Consider the following 16252-nt stretch of genomic DNA (forward strand, 5'->3'; position numbering starts at 1 on the left):
GGTGGATGACGGAGCTGGTGGGCAGCCTCCTGCTCACCGTGCGCGCCTGGCGGCGGATGTCGCCCCGGGAGGCCGACCCCGGACTCGCGGATCCGGCCACGGCGGCCGTGGGTGCTCGCGAGCCAACAGCGGGTTGAGGCCCGGGGGCCGTGGTGGAGTGGCTGGGTGACTTCTAGTCTGCTCAGGCTTCGAGCATGTGGCGTCATCGGAGCGCGGCACCGTTCCTGACACCACGCAGTGGAGCCCTCCATCATGCAACGACAGTCAGGCGCCGGGCTGTTCCTCAAGCGATGCTTCGACCGGGTGGCCGCGGGAGCGGGGCTCTTGTGCCTGTCTCCGGTGATGGCCGTCGCGGGGCTGTTCGTCCGCGCGACCCTGGGCAGCCCCGTCTTCTTCCGCCAGGTCCGGCCCGGCCGGGGGGGACGGCTGTTCACGGTCTTCAAGTTCCGCACGATGCGGGAGGCGACGGACGCGAACGGCCACCCGCTCCCGGACGAGCAGCGCCTCACCTGGTCCGGGCGGCTCCTGCGCTCCACGAGCCTGGACGAGCTGCCGCAGCTGTGGAACGTGCTCCGGGGCGACATGAGCCTCGTGGGCCCCCGCCCCCTGCTCGTCGAGTACCTGCCGCGCTACTCCGCCGAGCAGGCGCGGCGCCATGACGTGCTGCCGGGCATCACCGGCTGGGCGCAGGTCAACGGGCGCAACGCGCTGAGCTGGGAGGAGCGCTTCCGGCTGGACGTCTGGTACGTGGACCACTGGAGCCTGGCGCTGGACGCGAAGGTGCTCGCGCTGACGCTGCTGCGCGTCGTGCAGCGCCAGGGCATCTCCTTCGCGAGCGAGGCGACGATGCACAAGTTCCTCGGCAGCGAGCCGCCGTTACGGCCCGTGCCGGTGGCCCCCGTCGTGCCGCTCCGGGAGGTGACGGGCGGCCCGCTCAGCTCCCCGTACGACGGGCGCGCCCCCGGTGCACGGCCCGCACCACCTCCACCACGCGTGTCAGGTCGTGGGGGGTGAGGTTGGAGCCGGACGGCAGGCACAGGCCCTGCTCGAACAGCGACTCGGCCACGCTGCCCCGCCGCCGCTCGAAGGAGGCGAAGACGGGCTGCAGGTGCATGGGCTTCCACACCGGCCGCGCTTCGATGTTCTCCCGCTCCAGCGCGGTGCGCACCGCCTCCCGGTCCGCGCCGAACTCCTTCGGGTCCAGCGTGAGGGTCGTCAGCCAGCGGGTGTGACGACCCCACGGGGCCTCGGGCATGAACGCGAGGCCCGGCAGGTCCTCGAAGGCGTTCACGTAGAAGGCATGGTTCGCGCGCCGCGCGGCCACCCGGTCCTCCAGCACGTGCAGCTGGCCGCGCCCGATGGCGGCCAGCACGTTGCTGAGCCGGTAGTTGTAGCCCACCTCGGAGTGCTGGTAGTGCGGCGCGGTGTCGCGCGCCTGGGTGGCCAGCTTGAGGGCGTGCTGGACCAGCGCCCCGTCCTGCGACACCAGCATCCCGCCCCCGGAGGTGGTGAGGATCTTGTTGCCGTTGAACGAGTAGATGCCCACGCGGCCCAGCGTGCCCGGGGCCCTCCCCTTGTACGTGCTGCCCAGGGCCTCGGCCGCGTCCTCCACGACGGGCACGCCGTAGCGGTCGCACGCGGCGAGGAGGGGGTCCAGGTCCGCGCTCTGGCCGTAGAGGTGGACCACGATGACGGCGCGCGGCAGCCGGCCCGTGCGGGCGCGCATCGCGAGCTCCTCCTCCAGCAGCGCGGGGTCCATGTTCCAGGAGGTGCGCTCGCTGTCGATGAAGACGGGCGACGCGCCCAGGTACCGGATGGGATTGACCGACGCGGAGAACGTGAGCGTGCTCACCAGCACCTCGTCGCCGGGCCCCACGCCCACCAGCTGCAGGGCCAGGTGGAGGGCGGCGGTGCCGGAGCTCAGCGCGAGCGCGTGGGGCGTGCCCACGCACCGGGCGAACTCCTCCTGGAACGCGTCCACATGCGGGCCCAGGGGGGCAATCCAGTTGCTCGCGAAGGCGTCTTCGACATAGCCGCGCTCGAGCGCGCCCATGTGCGGCGAGGACAGGTAGATGCGGGAGGACATGCAAGAGCTCCGGGGGCGGGCCGGGTCCAGTCCCCGGCACTCCCCGAAGCGTTCGCACACTCCCTCCTCCCGCGCGCTCGGGCGGGAGGAGGGGGTGTCTGTCCGCATTGTGGAACTTGCGGACCGCAGAACTACAGCGCGGAGCCGCTGTCCAGCAGCTTCACGTTGAGCGCGGCGTTGCCGTAGTACTGGGTGTTCTGGCCCACCGAGTGCGTCTCCAGGCGGCGCTGGAGGGCGACGTTGTAGCGGCCCAGCTTCATCAGGCCGTCATTGAACCAGCCCGTGCCACTGCCCGTGCCGTCCACGTAGTTGGCGTAGCGGCCGGCCGAGGGCCAGATGACGTTGTTGAGCGTCACGACGAACTTGCTCATGTCTGCGTTCGTCCACTCCATGCCCGCGTCGTGGGCCTCGGTGATGTAGGCCATCACGCCGTTGCCGTGGGCCACGTCCTGGCCGGGGCGCGACTTGGAGCCCCACTCGGCGGCCCAGAAGTACGCCGACGGGTTCACCATGCTGGTCATCAGCTGACCGCGCAGCGACGAGGAGTTGTTGGGCATGTCACGGTTGATGTTGTTGACGACCGTCAGGTAGGTCGCCTTCTTGGTCGCGTCCGTCGTCATGCGCGACAGGTCCAGCGCGATGTAGGCCCAATGCGACGCCATGTGCGTGTTGACGCGGTAGAGGTAGCTGTTCGCGCCACGCTTGTTCCACTTCTCGAACATGTTCTTTTCGGTGAACGCCAGCAGCTTGTCGTACTGCGCGCGGTAGGTGGCGTTGCCGTACAGTGCGGGCGTCTCCTTGATGACACGCAGCATGCGCGTCACATAACGCCAGCAGTAGCTCTCAAAGAGGGGCACTTCCTGGCCCAGCGTGTCCGAGCGAGCCGAGGCCCAGCCCAGGTAGCCATCCTTGAACTGGCTCCGGGGCAGCGACGCGGACGACTTCGCGTGGCCGACCATGTTGTTCACATAAAGCAGGGCCCGGTCCAGGTACTGCGTCTTGCCCGTGGCGCGATACATCGCGGTGTTGCCGTCGATGCCGTAGGCCAGGTCGTAGAACTGCCAGCTGTCGAGCGAGTTGCTCTTGGGCAGGAAGCTGGAGGTGTGCTCGGAGTTCCAGCGGTTCAGGAACAACGTCTCCCAGCCCGCGACGGTGCGCAGGCCGGTCACGGCCTGGGCGGTGGATCCCAGGGAGGAGGATCCGGCCTCCTCCGGAGAGGTCGGGGCTACAGAGGGAGCAGGCGCGTCCATCTCCGCGGACGGGGGAGCAAGCTCCTCCGCTCCGGGGTTGATGGCCTCAGGGCTGCCAGGCGAGGTTGCTTCACGATTGTCCGTGGCCGTTTCACCGGGAGCGGGGGTCTCCGGGTTGGGTCCGCAGGCACCACCCACCAGCAGGGCGAGCGACATCAGGGACGTCAGGGCGATACCAGGCGTGTTGCGACGACGAGAGTCGAACATCAGGGGGATCCCGGAGGGCAGCACCGGCGGACTTCCCGGTAGGCTACCCTGGCAATGGGAACGCCGGAGTGCGTTCGCGAGCCGCAAGAAGACGCGAGGAGCCCCCTGAATTCCTTTGTGATTAGACAAAGATTCTAGAGGCCTGCCCGTTTGTCTTCATTGCCGGTCCTCAGGGGCTTGATTGCCTGAGCCGGTGATCACCACAAACAGGACGGGGGATAGAAATGAGGAGGGTCCAAGCGAGCGCCATGCTGGTTCCTGACGCGGGAGCCTCGGCGTTGTCCCAGGAGTACTTCCGCTCCGAGCACCACCTACGGGCGGAGCAGGTGACCCATACACTCATCATCCAGGGCGACACGGGCGGCGTGCTGCGCGTGCCACTCATCGTGCGGCCCATCGAGGGGACGCCCTACCGCGACGCCATCTCTCCGTATGGGTTTCCAGGCGGCGTGATGGACGGGCTGTGCGACGTGCCGAAGCACGCCGTGGACTGGAGGGCCACGGAGCTGGTCAGCATCTTCGTGCGCGACCGGGTGGAGGGGCCCCGCTGCTTCGCGGAGCCGACGGCGCGCAACGAGGTGTTCCTCGTGGACCCGCGCCTGCCCATCGAGCTGAAGGAGATGCACCGCCGGCACATGCGGCGCAACGCGCGGCTGGGCTTCGTGAGCACCCTCTGTGCCTCGTGCGATGCGACCCGCGAGGAGCGGGAGGCGTTCCAGGCCGTGTACCGGCAGACCATGGTCCGCGACGGAGCGAGCCTGCGGTACTTCTTCACCGACGCGTACTTCGAGGAGCTGTTCGCCTCCACCGGGACGTGGCTCGCGACGACGCGCGCGCCGGACGGTCAGGTCGCGTCCGCCGCGGTCATCGTCCGCAGTGACGGGCTGCTGCACTACTACCTGGGGGGGACGGCGGATGCGCACCTGGCCCGCTCGCCGGCGAAGAATGTCTTCGAGGCGGTGATCGGGCTCTGCACGCGGCTGGGGCTGCCGCTCCACCTGGGGGGTGGGCTCCAGCCGGGCGATGGCCTGGAGGACTTCAAGCGGGGCTTCGCGAACGCCAGCACCCGGCTGTACACGCACGAAATCATCTGCGAGCCGGGGGTGTATGCCCGCCTGTCGGAAGGACTTCCCTCCCAGGGCTTCTTCCCGACCTACCGCACGCCGCGGAGCTGACCGCGGCAGCGGGGCCCCACGAACACGAAGGGCCCCACGAACACGAAGGGCCCCGCGAACACGAAGGGCCCCGCGAACACGCGGGGCCCCGGGGACCGACCTTGCTTCGGACGACTAGGCGCTCACGGGCTGCTCGGCGCTCACGGGGGACTCGGCGCTCCGGTTCTTCGACGGGGTGTACGTGGGCAGCAGGTCCTGGAGGGCGAGCTTCACGTCGCGGGCGTCACCGGTGCGGGCGGCCCGGTCCAGGCGCTTGAGCTGGAGCTGGAAGTCCGGGGGAGGCGCGGGGCTCCGCGCCACCTTGATGCGGTTGCGGACGTGCTGCGTGAGCTCCTCCTCCTCGCTCATCAGCGTCTCCTCCAGCTTCTCGCCCGGGCGCAGGCCCGTGTAGACGATGGGGATGTCCTTGTCCGGCACCAGGCCCGCCATGGTGATCATGTTCGCGGCCAGCTCCGCGATGCGCACGGGCTCGCCCATGTCCAGGATGCACAGCTCCCCGTAGCCGCCCAGGCCCGCGAGCACCACGAGCCCCACGGCCTCCGGGATGATCATGAAGTAGCGGGTGCAGTCCGGGTGCGTGACGGTGACGGGGCCACCGCGTTGGATCTGCTGCTTGAAGAGGGGCACCACGCTGCCCGCGGAGCCCAGCACGTTGCCGAAGCGGATGGCGGCGAACGTGGTGCGCGAGTTCACGGCGATGTCGCGGATGACCATCTCCGCGAGCCGCTTGGACGCGCCCATGACGGAGGAGGGTTTGACGGCCTTGTCGGTGGAGATGAGGATGAAGCGCTCCGCGCCACAGGCGTCCGCCATGCGCGCGACGTTCTGGGTGCCGAAGACGTTGTTCTTGATGGCCTCCTCGGGCGAGTCCTCCATCAGGGGCACGTGCTTGTGCGCGGCCGCGTGGAACACGTACTGCGGTGAGTACTCCTTGCCGATGCGCATCATCCGGTCCAGGTCGCGGATGTCCGCCACGATGGAGTGCACCGGCAGCCGCGGGTAGCGCGCCTGCAGCTGGCGCACGAGCAGGTAGAGCTCGTTCTCGTTGATGTCCACCACCACGAGCGAGGCGGGGGCGTGGCCCGCCACCTGGCGTGCGATCTCACTGCCGATGGAGCCCGCGCCGCCGGTGACGAGGATGCGGCGGCCGGAGACGAGCCGGTGCACCTCCTCCCGGTCGAACGAGATGGCGTCGCGGGGCAGCAGGTGCTCCGGGCTGAGGTCGTGCAGCATCGCGGCGGTGATCTTCTGGTCCAGGTAGGCGAAGGAGGCCGGGATGATCTTGAAGCTGACGCTCTGGTGCCGGCACAGGCTCAGGAGGTACCGGGTGCGCTCGGGCGACAGGCGCGGGATGGCGATGAGCACCTGCGTCACCCGGTGCTTCCGGATGAGCTCCGGCAGCGCGTCGATGCCGCCGAACACCGGCTTGCCGTTGAGGTAGGTGCCCTGCTTGCCCGGGTCGTCGTCCACGAGCCCGATGACGTGCCAGGAGCTGCCCTGGGTGCGCATCAGGTCGCGCAGCAGCAGGTCCCCCGCGCTGCCCGCGCCGACGATGAGGGTGCGCTGGACGCCGTCCGCCCGCGCGCGCAGCTGGTCCAGGTACCACTGCCGCACCATGCGCGGGGCGAAGCGGTGGATGCCCAGCAGCGTGGTGGTGGCGAAGAACTCCAGGGCGTTCACCTGGCCCGGCAGCGACTCGAAGAAGAGCACGGAGCGCAAGAGCTCGAACCCGATGGTGCCGACGAGGCTGGCCATCACCAGCCGGACCGCCTCGTTGAGCCCGGAGCGGCGGAACGACCAGCGGTGCAGCCCGAACCAGACGAGCGCGCACAGGCGCACCCCCAGCAGCAGCGACAGCGCCGCCGGGAAGGACGCCCGGACCCCCGACGGCAGCACCCCGTCGAAGCGCATCAGCGCCGCGAAGTAGAATGAGGTGGTGATGAGGACCGCATCCACCACGAGCATGCGCAGCGAGCAGAGGCGGGGTGAACTCCGCGCGCTGCCCTCCGCCGCATCCAGGGACCCAACGACCGTGGAAAGCGTTTCGACACTCGTTCCATGCTCCATGAGGCTCCCCCTCTTCGGACTGGCGCGTGTGAGGCTTCGCTTCCTCCGTGACGGCGGGACGGAAGCTCGCTCCAGTTCGGAATTACGAGGAAAAGTGGTAGCTCGCCCCCCCGGCTCCAAGCCGTCCCGGAGTGCATCCGACCCGAGGCTCGGTGTCGCTGCGCGGCAGTCATCAGCAGCCCCGCCCCCGCGGGCGCCTTGGCGCTCAAACACAGACGCAGGAGCGGAGACACTCGCTGCGAGACATTCGCTTCGCGGTTTCCAAGAAAACCGGTGCGGCTTGCCCCCCTGGAAGTGTCACGTACGCTGGACGGCATGACGACCGAGTTCATCCTGCTCCGCCATGGTGAGACGGAGTGGAACGCCCAGGAGCGCCTGCAGGGACACCTGAACAGCACGCTGAGCCCGGAGGGGCTGCGCCAGGCGGACGCGCTCGCGGCCCGGCTCGCGACCGTCCGATTCCAGGCGCTCTACTCCAGCGACCTGGGGCGCGCGGTGCAGACGGCCTCCCGCATCGCGGCGACCACGGGCCACACGCTTCAAGAGGACGCGCGCCTGCGCGAGCGTGGGCTGGGCATCCTCGAAGGGCTGACGCGCACGGAGGCGCGTCAGCGGCACCCGGACGTCTTCGCGGAGTACGCAGCCGGCGGACCTGACTTCGTCGTCCCCGAGGGCGAGAGCGCGTCCCAAAGGCTGCGGCTGGCGATGGGCTGCCTGGAGGAGCTCGCCGGGCGCCACCCACGGGCCCGCGTCGTGGTGACGACGCACGGGGGGTTGCTCAGCAGCCTGTTCCGCCACTGCCTGGGCATTCCACCCGCGACGCCTCGCGCCTTCGCCGTCCTCAACGCGAGCTGGAACCGGTTCGACTTCGACGCGGGCAGCTTCCGGCTGGTGAGCTGGGGGGACGTCAGCCACCTGCGCGGCTCGAGCCTCGATGACACCTGAGCCGAGACGCGGGCTGCCGGAAGGGGTGGTTTGGACCCTACAATGGCGGCGCCATGCGCACGCCATCCTCCCCGGGGCTCGGTCCGCCCGCCGTCTTCGTGGGCCGCGCCCAGGAGGTGCGACGGCTGGGCGACATGCTCAAGCGCGTGCACACCGGGCTCGTCTACGGCCTGCCCGGGGCGGGCAAGTCCGCGCTGGCGGCGGCGGTGGCCTCGCGGCACCGGGGCACCGTCGTGCACCGGCGCGTGCTGCCGGGGGACACGCTGGACACGGTGGTGGACGACGTGCGCCGCCTGCTGCGCGAAGCGCCCGTGGCCCAGGCCCTGTCGGACGCGTCCCGCCTGGACGACCTGGCGCGCGAGCTGGAGGCGCGCCGCGCGCTGTGCGTGCTGGATGATCTGCACGTGCTCGCGCCCCCGGAGCGCGTGGCCCTGGTGGAGGAGCTGGGCGGGCGGCTGCGCAAGGGGACGCTGCTGGCCACCTCGCGCGAGTCCGTGCCCCGACATGCCAGCAGCCCGGACCGGTTCGAGCTGCGGCTGGATGGGCTCGCCGAGGAGGCCGCGCGCGTGCTGTGGCGGGAGCTGGACACGCTCTATGGCGAGCGGGATGGCTTCGCCGCGGCGTGGAGCCGCTCGCGGGGGCTGCCCTTCCTCCTGCGCCGCGCCCATGCCGGCGACACGGGCGGGGAGGAGCCGGTGCGCGCGGCGCTGGTGGCGCTGCCCGGGGACGAGCGCCGGCTGGCCGCGGTGCTGGCGCTGAGCGAGGTGCCGCTCACGGCGAGCACCCTCCAGGGCGTGCTGCCCGGGAGCACGGCTGACGAAGCCCTGCGGCGGCTGGGCGCGCGGCTGCTGGTGGAGACGGACGCCCAGGGCCGGCACGGCGTCCACGACCTGGTGCGGGAGGCCCTCGTGTCGCTGCTCGGGCCGGACGAGCTGGAGGCCGCCCACGCGACGCTGCTGGAGGCGCTGGAGCGCGAGCCGCTGCCCGCGGTGGTGCGGGTGCGCGCGGTGAGCCGCCACCTCCAGGCGATGGGCCGTCACGAGGCGCGGGCGGCCTTCGTCGTCGGCCAGGCGGAGGCGCTGGTGCGCCACGGCGCCGCGGACGAGCTGCCCTCGCTGCTGGAGTCGCTGCCCGCCGCGCTGCACACGCCGGAGGTGCGGCTGGCCCATGCCCGCGCCCGGGTGCGGCTGCTCGACCTGCGGCGGGCGTACCCGGAGCTGCTGGAGCTGCGGGCCTCGCTGGACGCGCCGGGGGCGACGGCGAGCGAGGCCCTGCGAGAGGGCGTGGGCGCGGTGCTGGTGCGCGTGGCCCTCTTCTCGCTGGAGACGGCGGCGTGCGAGCGGACGCTGCAGGCGATGCCCATCCCGAGCAGCGCGGAGGTGTTCCTCCAGCAGCTCCTGGCCCTGGCCGCCCTGCTCTTCTTCCAGGGGCGCATCGACGAATCGCTCGCGGTGCTGGACGGCGCCGCGGAGGCGTCCGGGGAGCGGCGGGTGCTGGGGTGGTGTGCCTATGCCCGCGCGCTGATGTTGTGGATTGAAGGCCGTGACAGCGAGCTGGCGGCGCCCCTGGCCCAATGTGTGGCATTGCTGGAGGACGCGCCGCTCGACTCGCGAGGCCCGCTGGTGGCGGCCATGTCCGCGGGCATCCTCAGCCGGCTGGGCCGCTTCACGGAGGCCGAGGCCGCGCTCGCGAGCGCCCGGGAGCGGCTGGGGCAACTGGGAGCCCCGCGCCTCGCGCTGGAGCTGGACTGCATCGACGCGTGGGTGCGGGGCGAGCTGGGCCAGCGGCGGGCGGCGCTCGCCGCGTTGAGGGCGACGGAGGCCCGGGCGGAGCGCGCGGGCTACCTCTTCGTCCGCATGCTCTGTCGCGTTGGCGCGGGCCGCATGTTGCTGGAGCTGGGCCGGCGCGCGGAGGGACAGGCGCTGCTGGACACGGTGGAGGCGGAGGCCCGGACGCGCGGCGTGGTGGGCCTGCTGCGGGCCGTGCAGGGCGCGAGGACCCTGGACGTGCCGGGGCCAGCGGGTCCGCCCGTCACGGTGGAGCCACGAGAGGTGCGCCCCGGCGTGGCCGCCCGTCAGCGCGCGCTGGCCGCCCTGGACGCGGTCCGGCAGGGGGACTCCGTGCGGGCCACGGGGCTGCTCGCCGCGCTGGAGCCGCTGGCGGTGGGAGGGGACTTCGCGCTGGAGCGAGCCGTGGGCCACCTGGCCCGGGCAGGACTGCACCGGCTCGCGGGCCGGGCCCGCGAGGCGGAGGAGGCGCTGGAGAGCGCCGCCCGCGCCGCGGCGGAAGGCGAGGTGGATCCGGAGCTGATTCCGGAGCTGTCCCGCGCGCTGCCCTCCGCGCCGGGGACGGACGCCGGGCCTTCTGCCGACGCGACGGGCGAGGTGGTGCTGGATGCGCGCCGCCACGAGCTGCGGGCCCTGGGGCGCGTCATCTCTTTGGAACGGAGGGCCCTGCCGCGCAGGCTGTTGTATGCGCTGGCCCGGCAGCCGGGCCGCACGCTGTCGAAGGAGGACTGCGTGCGCGCCATGTGGAACGCGGACTACGACCCGCGGCTGCATGACAACTCGCTGCGCGTGCACGTGAGCCATGTGCGGGAGATGCTGGAAGGCACGGGTTCCCGCGTGGTGTTCGAAGACCCCGGCTACCGGCTGGAGGTCGCCGGGGGCTTCACCTTCATCACGGAGTAGGGCTTGGGGCGGCGCAGTAGCGGACCGCTTGGAGCACATGCGCTTGCGGCGTCTGCGTGGAGGTCATCACGAGCGCCCCCATCCACCGCTCCGGAAGCTCCTCCAGCAGCAACCACTGGGCGAACCGGTGCAGCGGCAGCGGTGCGGCGCTCGGGGTCCAGTCCTTCGGGGCCCTGCCCTGCCCCAGGGCCCAGAAGCGGCCCCGCCAGTTGAACTCGATATCGCCGCCCGTCCCCCCCGCGGAGCGGACGGAAAGCCAGGCCACTTCCAGCCCGTGGGACGTCGCCGTGGCACCGAACCAGGCGGTCTCGTCCAGCGTCGTCACGGCCACGGTCTCTTGCGTGCCCCCGTCGAAGAGGTTCTTCACAACCGCCAACGTGTCGTCATTCCGGGTGTCGCGCACCAGCAGGGCGGGTGACGCGCCCAGCGCCACGAGTTGGGGCGTCGGCGAGTAGGCCGTATTGACAGTGCGTTCATCACCGACGGGTAGCAGGTCACTGTCAAAGCGCTGGAGCCGAACCAGCTCTTCCCCAAGGCCTCCTTGTTCCTGGAGCACCGCCAGCAGGAAGCCTCCATCGCTCAACCCCAGCACCTCCACATGGTCCACGATGGCGCCCTCGGGAGCCATGCGCATCAGGACCCGGGGAGCGGCCAGCACCTTCCCGTCCAGGTCCGTGACCGTGCCCAGCACCTCGTGAGCCCCGGGAGCGGAGGGACCGTCCGCCCAGGCCACGAATACCCGTGAGCCCTCCGCCGCCACGGCCGCCTTGCTGGCGACCCCACCCACGGGATGGTCGAAGAGGACCACGTCTCCCGTACCGCCGTCCTGCCCGGGCATGGGGCGCCCCTGCGCATCGAGAGGGACGAGATGCCCCCGGGTGTGGTCCGCCGTCGCGCCCGTCGAGGAGTAGTACAGCGCGGGGCCACGCGAGGTGGACAGCAACTGGCTCCTCACGGTGCCGAGGGACTGCGACGCATCCACGACGTCCACCGGCACGTCCGTGGTGCCCAGCGGCTTCATGGAGGTGTCCATCCGCACGATGCGCGCCACCGCCGGTTGGTCGAACAACGCCACCAGCACGCCCTCCGCCACGCGGACACTGCTCACGTTGTTCTGCGTCCGGGCGTATGCCAGCGGCGCGACCGTCGACCACGTGGCCGGATCCGCCACCCCGTCGCAGTCATTGTCCACGCCATCACAGCGCGTCTCCACGGCCTCGTAGCTGGAGCCATACGACAGCGCCGTGCACACCGGTTCATAGACCCCATCCACCTGGGCGCGGCGGACCCCGGCACAGACGCCCAGCGTGCGCTCACACGGAGAGGCCTCGGCGGTTCCGCCATCCGGCAGCGAACCCCCACCGTCCAGAGTACCCGCATCCTGCACGGTGCCCGCATCCTGCACGGTGCCTGCATCCTGCGGCGAGGTGGACGTCCCGCATCCCCCCACCATCAGGCTCCCCACCAACGACACGACGGCCCACGTCCAACGCTTGTCCATTGGCACCAGCCTAATCCCTTTCGGTGACCACGTTCACCCGATGAACCGACGATGTTGCTCCCGGGTCCGGCAGGACATGCGCTGTTGCGCCCCATTAAAACTGTAAAACCAGCCATCCAGGTCCCACTCACCCTCCTCGTGAGCTACGAACGGCTCCCAGTCTTGAACACGCCTACAGTAGTTATCCAGTTGCGATAAAACCGCGCACGAGGGTTTACAAGATACGCCGGGCTCCAGCAGAATCCCGCCGCTTCATAAAATCCCACTTTGACGAGGTTCACATGCTTTCAGGTCAGGTCGTGCGTGGCTGGGCTGCCGCCAGCGTGCTGTCGCTGCTGGTCGTCGGATGCGGTCCGCAGGAGAAGCGTGAGGAGCAGGCCCCTGCGGAGGCCCCCGCCTCCACGGCGCAGGACATCGTCGGCGGCACCAACACCACCATCGCGGAGAACCCGTGGCAGGTGTCCCTGCAGAGCAGCAGCGGCAGCCACTTCTGCGGCGGCTCCATCATCGACGCGAACTGGATCCTGACCGCGCAGCACTGCGTGAACTCGGGCGGCAGCATCTCCAAGCCGGGCCGCGTCGTGGCCGGCATCACCAAGCGCAGCGGCAGCAGCGCCGGGCAGATCCGCACGGTGTCCCAGGTCTTCGTCGTCCCGGGCTACGTGGACGCCAACATCGGCAAGGACGCGGCGCTCCTGAAGCTGTCCTCGCCGCTGGACCTGAGCGGCCCGAACGCGAAGGCCATCCCCATCGTCACCGCGGCGGACGCGGCCGCGGGCGTCACCAACCCGGGCGTCATCTCCCGCGTCACGGGCTGGGGCACGCTGAGCAGCGGCTCCTCGTCGCTCCCGGACACGCTCCAGACGGTGGACGTGGCCCTGCTGAGCAACGCGCAGGCGCAGTCCAGCTACCCCGACGAGACCATCACGGCGGACCAGCTCGCGGCGGCCTCGCCGGGCAAGGACTCCTGCCAGGGTGACAGCGGCGGTCCCCTCACCGTCCTCAAGGGCGGCACCCGCGTCCTCGCGGGCATCGTGAGCTGGGGCTACGGCTGCGCGGACGCGCAGTACCCGGGCCTCTACGGCCGCGTGTCGTCCTTCGAGAGCTGGATCAACTCCACCATCAATGGCACGACGCCTCCCCCGGGCACGACGCTGCTCGAGAAGACGGGCCTGTCCGGCGCGTCCGGCTCCTTCACGCACTTCGCCATCACCGTGCCCGCCGGCGCCGCCACGCTGACCGTCGTGCAGTCGGGCGGCACGGGTGACTCGGACCTCTACGTGCGCCAGGGCTCGCAGCCCACCACGACCGCGTACAACTGCCGCCCCTACACCAGCGGCAACGCCGAGACCTGCACCCTGAACAGCCCCGCCGCGGGCACCTGGTACGTCTCCGTGCGCGGCTACACGTCGTTCTCCGGCGTGTCCGTCAAGGCCACCGTTCCGTAGTCCCGGAACGCACGCCGCCTGAAGTCCGGAAGCCCCCTTCCTCCCCTGCGGAAGAAGGGGGCTTCTGTGTTCCGTACTTCGTGAGCCTGGGCTCACCGTGGTGGCGGTGTAGACTACGGCGAGACTGTACACGCCGGCCGCTCATTTGGAGGAGCTGGAGCGGCACACGCTCACTGAGTTAACCGGACGCCCACAGGCACCACGCCTACGAGATACTTGTGCGGAGCCACGGCATGTCTATCGTGCGCCTGCACCTTTCCGAATCGGACCCCATGTACGTCCAATCGCTGTCCATCCTCAACGTACGCGGCTTCAAGTCCGTGGCGATGAAGCTACGCCATCCGGATGAACCGCGGGAAGAGGATGCTGCAGGGACCGTGCTACACCTCCCCAACATCACGCTCCTGCTCGGCAACAACGGTTCAGGGAAGACGACCGTGCTCCGGGCTGTTGCGCTCAGCACGCTCGCCCCCATCCTCACCTACGGCTCCGGCTACGTGCCCTACGCGCTTGTCCGGCGTGTCAGGAAACACGCGGCGCGTGGCTCGACGGCGACCGCAATGGCCATCCTTCACGAGCAAGACACCAAGGGTAAAGCGACCCTCACGGCGCTGAGCGTCCACCTTGCGGCCGCTACCGGTTTCACTGATCGATTCTTACTGCGGTCCAAATCCTCCTTTAGGTGGACGCGCAAGATGTACGAAGAGGACTCGCCCGCTTTTTTTGTTCTGGGCTACGGCGCCACGCGGCGGGTAGAAACAGGGCCCGTGGGCACGGAGTTGCGAGCCAAGGAACGCCTGCTCCGTTACCAGCGAGTAGCTGGCCTCTTTGAGGAGCACATAACTCTCGTGCCTCTATCCTCTTGGCTTCCAGGATGGCAATACAAGCACCGTTCCCACCATCGGGAAGTCTTCGAACTCATCAACCAGCTCCTCCCAGATGCAGAGCTTTTGAAGAAGTCCTCCACGGATGGCGAATATCTCTTCCGGCGAGGGGGGGCCACACTCCCCTATCCTGCGCTATCGGATGGATACCGGGCTTTCATCAGCTGGGTGGGCGACCTGCTCTACCACCTCTGCCTGAGCTGCCCACCGGAGATGAAACTGGTGGACTGCAAGGGCATCGTGCTGGTGGATGAAGTAGACTTGCACCTGCATCCGGAATGGCAACGTCACATTGTGCCGCGTCTGTCCCAAGCATTCCCCAATCTCCAGTTCATCCTCACATCACACAGCCCACTCGTGGCGGGAACGCTGTCCTCCCGGAACGTGTTGCTTCTTGAGGAGCTTACGCTCCCATCCGGGGAGCGCCTCACAGCGGTACGTCCTCCCGAGGACGAACTGTACGGCCTCAGTTCCGATCAGATCCTCACCAGTGACTCATTCAAGCTGGAATCCACGCGGGACGAGCAATTCTTCGAGCGCCTCAAGGCGGCGGCGGATGATGCTCGTGAAGGAGGCGTAAACGAGGCGCTGCGCTTCATGAGGATGGTAGGCGGTGGCGCTGCGGCAGAAACGCCCCTTGCGTTGAACAAGAAAAAACGCGCTTCCCCCCCACCGCGCCGCAAACCAGCCACGACCCGCGTCGGCGAAGGCCTGCGTGCGGTTGCAAAGCCCAAAAATGTGAAGCGCGTGTCCGCTCCCCGCAAGCGAGGAGGACGCTCTCGGTGATACGGTTGACCCTCTCTTCTGGAAGCCTGCGCACGCTCATCGAGCATCAGGTCCCTGGCTGGCTCGCTCGTGCGAACAGGCACACCTCCGCGATGCGCCGACGTCGACGCTTCAGCGGACCTGCCATTTGGGGCGAAATAAAGCGCATCCTCATGGAACTGCAACACCACAAGTGTGCTTATTGCGAGCGCCCCATGGGGAATAGCGTCCAAGCGAACATCGATTATGATGTCGAGCACTTCCGCCCCAAGGGCCGCGTCACGCCCTGGCCACCTCCTGAAAAAGCTCTGCGCCTGGGCATTCGCTATTCCACGGGGAATGGAGCGGCTGACGGCTACCCGCTGCTTGCCTATGAGCCCGGCAACTTGGCTGTTGTCTGCAAAATGTGCAACTCACCGCTGAAGTCAGATTATTTTCCCATTGCGGGCACTGCTTCCAATGCCAGCACCGACATCGCCGAACTCGATGCGGTGGAAAAGCCGCTACTCATCTTTCCCCTGGGCACCCAGGGACGTGCGCCCGAAGAGTTCATTACGTTTCACGGCATCGTCCCAGCCCCCGTGAAGCGCTCGGGGCCTGCGCGTCGACGAGCCCGAGTGACCATCGACTTCTTCGAGTTGCACCTGCGCACTGACCTCAACGACGGGCGAGCTCACTGTCTGGTCCAACTTTGGGACAAGATCCAACTCGCCAAGAAGGGCAGTTCCAAGCAACGCCAGGATGCACGCGAAGTGCTCGCCGCAGCCCAGGAGGACTACTGGCCCTTTAGTGGATGCGCCCGAGCCTTCCTATCACTGCACACCAGCGACCCGCAGCGTGCCGAACAGTACTACCGCGCTGCCCACGACATCGTCACACGGAAAGAGCCTGGGTTGTATCCTGGGTCCCGTTCAACAAGTCCGCGGCGGCATCGCCCCACTCGCTAGCCCCCCATCCCACCATCGCCGACGCCGCCGCGCGGTCCATCACCTTGAGTGATAGCATTGATGTTTTAGTGGCACATCAAGCGAACGTGCTCCAGCCCGTATCGCCAGGATGGTAGACCCGGCGGCATGGCCCGGACTGGACCCCGTACTTCACGCTGCCCCGACTGCAACGCCCCCTTCAAGCTCCAGGCCAGGCAGACGCACTACACCTGCGGCTACTGCGGCATCTCCTTCGACCTGGGCGACACACAGACGCGCGCGCCCCTCCCCCCGCCCCCGGCGAAGCC

Annotated in this window: 11 protein-coding genes; 7 read left to right on the forward strand and 4 right to left on the reverse strand. The window is 69.2% G+C overall.

Annotated features, from left to right (window positions below):
- Nucleotides 1–252: 252 nt before the first annotated feature.
- The gene (locus D7V93_RS18460; protein ID WP_120644671.1) at nucleotides 253–1014 is read left to right on the forward strand and encodes a sugar transferase; all 762 of its coding nucleotides are present in this window, start codon (nucleotides 253–255) and stop codon (nucleotides 1012–1014) included.
- On the opposite strand, the gene D7V93_RS18465 is transcribed toward D7V93_RS18460, so the two are convergent.
- Together D7V93_RS18465 and D7V93_RS18470 are read right to left on the reverse strand one after the other, a co-directional pair.
- On the reverse strand, nucleotides 935–2086 hold the full coding sequence (locus tag D7V93_RS18465) for a DegT/DnrJ/EryC1/StrS family aminotransferase (RefSeq protein ID WP_120644663.1): 1152 nt from the start codon (nucleotides 2084–2086) through the stop codon (nucleotides 935–937). The genes D7V93_RS18460 and D7V93_RS18465 overlap by 80 nt on opposite strands.
- A 131-nt stretch (nucleotides 2087–2217) precedes the next feature.
- Complete coding sequence (locus D7V93_RS18470; protein ID WP_120644672.1) at nucleotides 2218–3543, reverse strand: superantigen-like protein SSL4; 1326 nt, start codon at nucleotides 3541–3543, stop codon at nucleotides 2218–2220.
- Between the two features lie 248 nt (nucleotides 3544–3791).
- On the opposite strand from D7V93_RS18470, the gene D7V93_RS18475 reads away from it, so the two are divergent.
- Nucleotides 3792–4718: a GNAT family N-acetyltransferase gene (locus D7V93_RS18475; RefSeq protein ID WP_120644664.1), complete on the forward strand. Its 927-nt coding sequence runs from the start codon at nucleotides 3792–3794 to the stop codon at nucleotides 4716–4718.
- Nucleotides 4719–4832: 114 nt separating this feature from the next.
- Here D7V93_RS18475 and D7V93_RS18480 read toward each other — a convergent pair whose 3' ends face one another.
- Nucleotides 4833–6785 (reverse strand): polysaccharide biosynthesis protein, encoded by a 1953-nt coding sequence (locus tag D7V93_RS18480; RefSeq protein ID WP_120644665.1) that lies wholly within the window; start codon nucleotides 6783–6785, stop codon nucleotides 4833–4835.
- A 315-nt stretch (nucleotides 6786–7100) separates the two neighbouring features.
- On the opposite strand from D7V93_RS18480, the gene D7V93_RS18485 reads away from it, so the two are divergent.
- Together D7V93_RS18485 and D7V93_RS18490 are read left to right on the forward strand one after the other, a co-directional pair.
- On the forward strand, nucleotides 7101–7730 hold the full coding sequence (locus tag D7V93_RS18485; protein ID WP_120644666.1) for a histidine phosphatase family protein: 630 nt from the start codon (nucleotides 7101–7103) through the stop codon (nucleotides 7728–7730).
- Between the two features lie 53 nt (nucleotides 7731–7783).
- Nucleotides 7784–10420: a winged helix-turn-helix domain-containing protein gene (locus tag D7V93_RS18490; protein ID WP_120644667.1), complete on the forward strand. Its 2637-nt coding sequence runs from the start codon at nucleotides 7784–7786 to the stop codon at nucleotides 10418–10420.
- On the opposite strand, the gene D7V93_RS18495 is transcribed toward D7V93_RS18490, so the two are convergent.
- Entirely contained in the window at nucleotides 10410–11921 is a 1512-nt protein-coding gene (locus D7V93_RS18495) for a putative metal-binding motif-containing protein (protein ID WP_120644668.1), read from the reverse strand. The genes D7V93_RS18490 and D7V93_RS18495 overlap by 11 nt on opposite strands.
- A gap of 281 nt (nucleotides 11922–12202) precedes the next feature.
- On the opposite strand from D7V93_RS18495, the gene D7V93_RS18500 reads away from it, so the two are divergent.
- From D7V93_RS18500 to D7V93_RS44455, 3 genes are all read left to right on the forward strand, one after another.
- Nucleotides 12203–13369 carry a trypsin-like serine protease gene (locus D7V93_RS18500; RefSeq protein ID WP_120644669.1) on the forward strand — a complete coding sequence of 389 codons (1167 nt, stop codon included), beginning with the start codon at nucleotides 12203–12205 and terminating at the stop codon, nucleotides 13367–13369.
- 233 nt (nucleotides 13370–13602) lie between these two features.
- A complete protein-coding gene (locus D7V93_RS18505) occupies nucleotides 13603–15039 on the forward strand; it encodes an AAA family ATPase (protein WP_120644670.1) in 1437 nt (478 codons plus the stop codon).
- Between the two features lie 152 nt (nucleotides 15040–15191).
- Nucleotides 15192–15965, forward strand: coding sequence for an HNH endonuclease family protein (locus tag D7V93_RS44455; RefSeq protein WP_147451225.1), 774 nt, complete (start codon nucleotides 15192–15194; stop codon nucleotides 15963–15965).
- The last annotated feature ends 287 nt before the right edge of the window (nucleotides 15966–16252 follow it).

It is taken from the genome of Corallococcus llansteffanensis, assembly GCF_003612055.1.
Lineage (GTDB): Bacteria > Myxococcota > Myxococcia > Myxococcales > Myxococcaceae > Corallococcus > Corallococcus llansteffanensis.

Bases quoted from the DNA above. Each gene is read 5' to 3' on its own strand.
- D7V93_RS18460 (WP_120644671.1), top strand. From the start codon at position 253: ATGCAACGACAGTCAGGCGCCGGGCTGTTCCTCAAGCGATGCTTCGAC.
- D7V93_RS18465 (WP_120644663.1), bottom strand. From the start codon at position 2,086: ATGTCCTCCCGCATCTACCTGTCCTCGCCGCACATGGGCGCGCTCGAG.
- D7V93_RS18470 (WP_120644672.1), bottom strand. From the start codon at position 3,543: ATGTTCGACTCTCGTCGTCGCAACACGCCTGGTATCGCCCTGACGTCC.
- D7V93_RS18475 (WP_120644664.1), top strand. From the start codon at position 3,792: ATGCTGGTTCCTGACGCGGGAGCCTCGGCGTTGTCCCAGGAGTACTTC.
- D7V93_RS18480 (WP_120644665.1), bottom strand. From the start codon at position 6,785: ATGGAGCATGGAACGAGTGTCGAAACGCTTTCCACGGTCGTTGGGTCC.
- D7V93_RS18485 (WP_120644666.1), top strand. From the start codon at position 7,101: ATGACGACCGAGTTCATCCTGCTCCGCCATGGTGAGACGGAGTGGAAC.
- D7V93_RS18490 (WP_120644667.1), top strand. From the start codon at position 7,784: ATGCGCACGCCATCCTCCCCGGGGCTCGGTCCGCCCGCCGTCTTCGTG.
- D7V93_RS18495 (WP_120644668.1), bottom strand. From the start codon at position 11,921: ATGGACAAGCGTTGGACGTGGGCCGTCGTGTCGTTGGTGGGGAGCCTG.
- D7V93_RS18500 (WP_120644669.1), top strand. From the start codon at position 12,203: ATGCTTTCAGGTCAGGTCGTGCGTGGCTGGGCTGCCGCCAGCGTGCTG.
- D7V93_RS18505 (WP_120644670.1), top strand. From the start codon at position 13,603: ATGTCTATCGTGCGCCTGCACCTTTCCGAATCGGACCCCATGTACGTC.
- D7V93_RS44455 (WP_147451225.1), top strand. From the start codon at position 15,192: ATGGAACTGCAACACCACAAGTGTGCTTATTGCGAGCGCCCCATGGGG.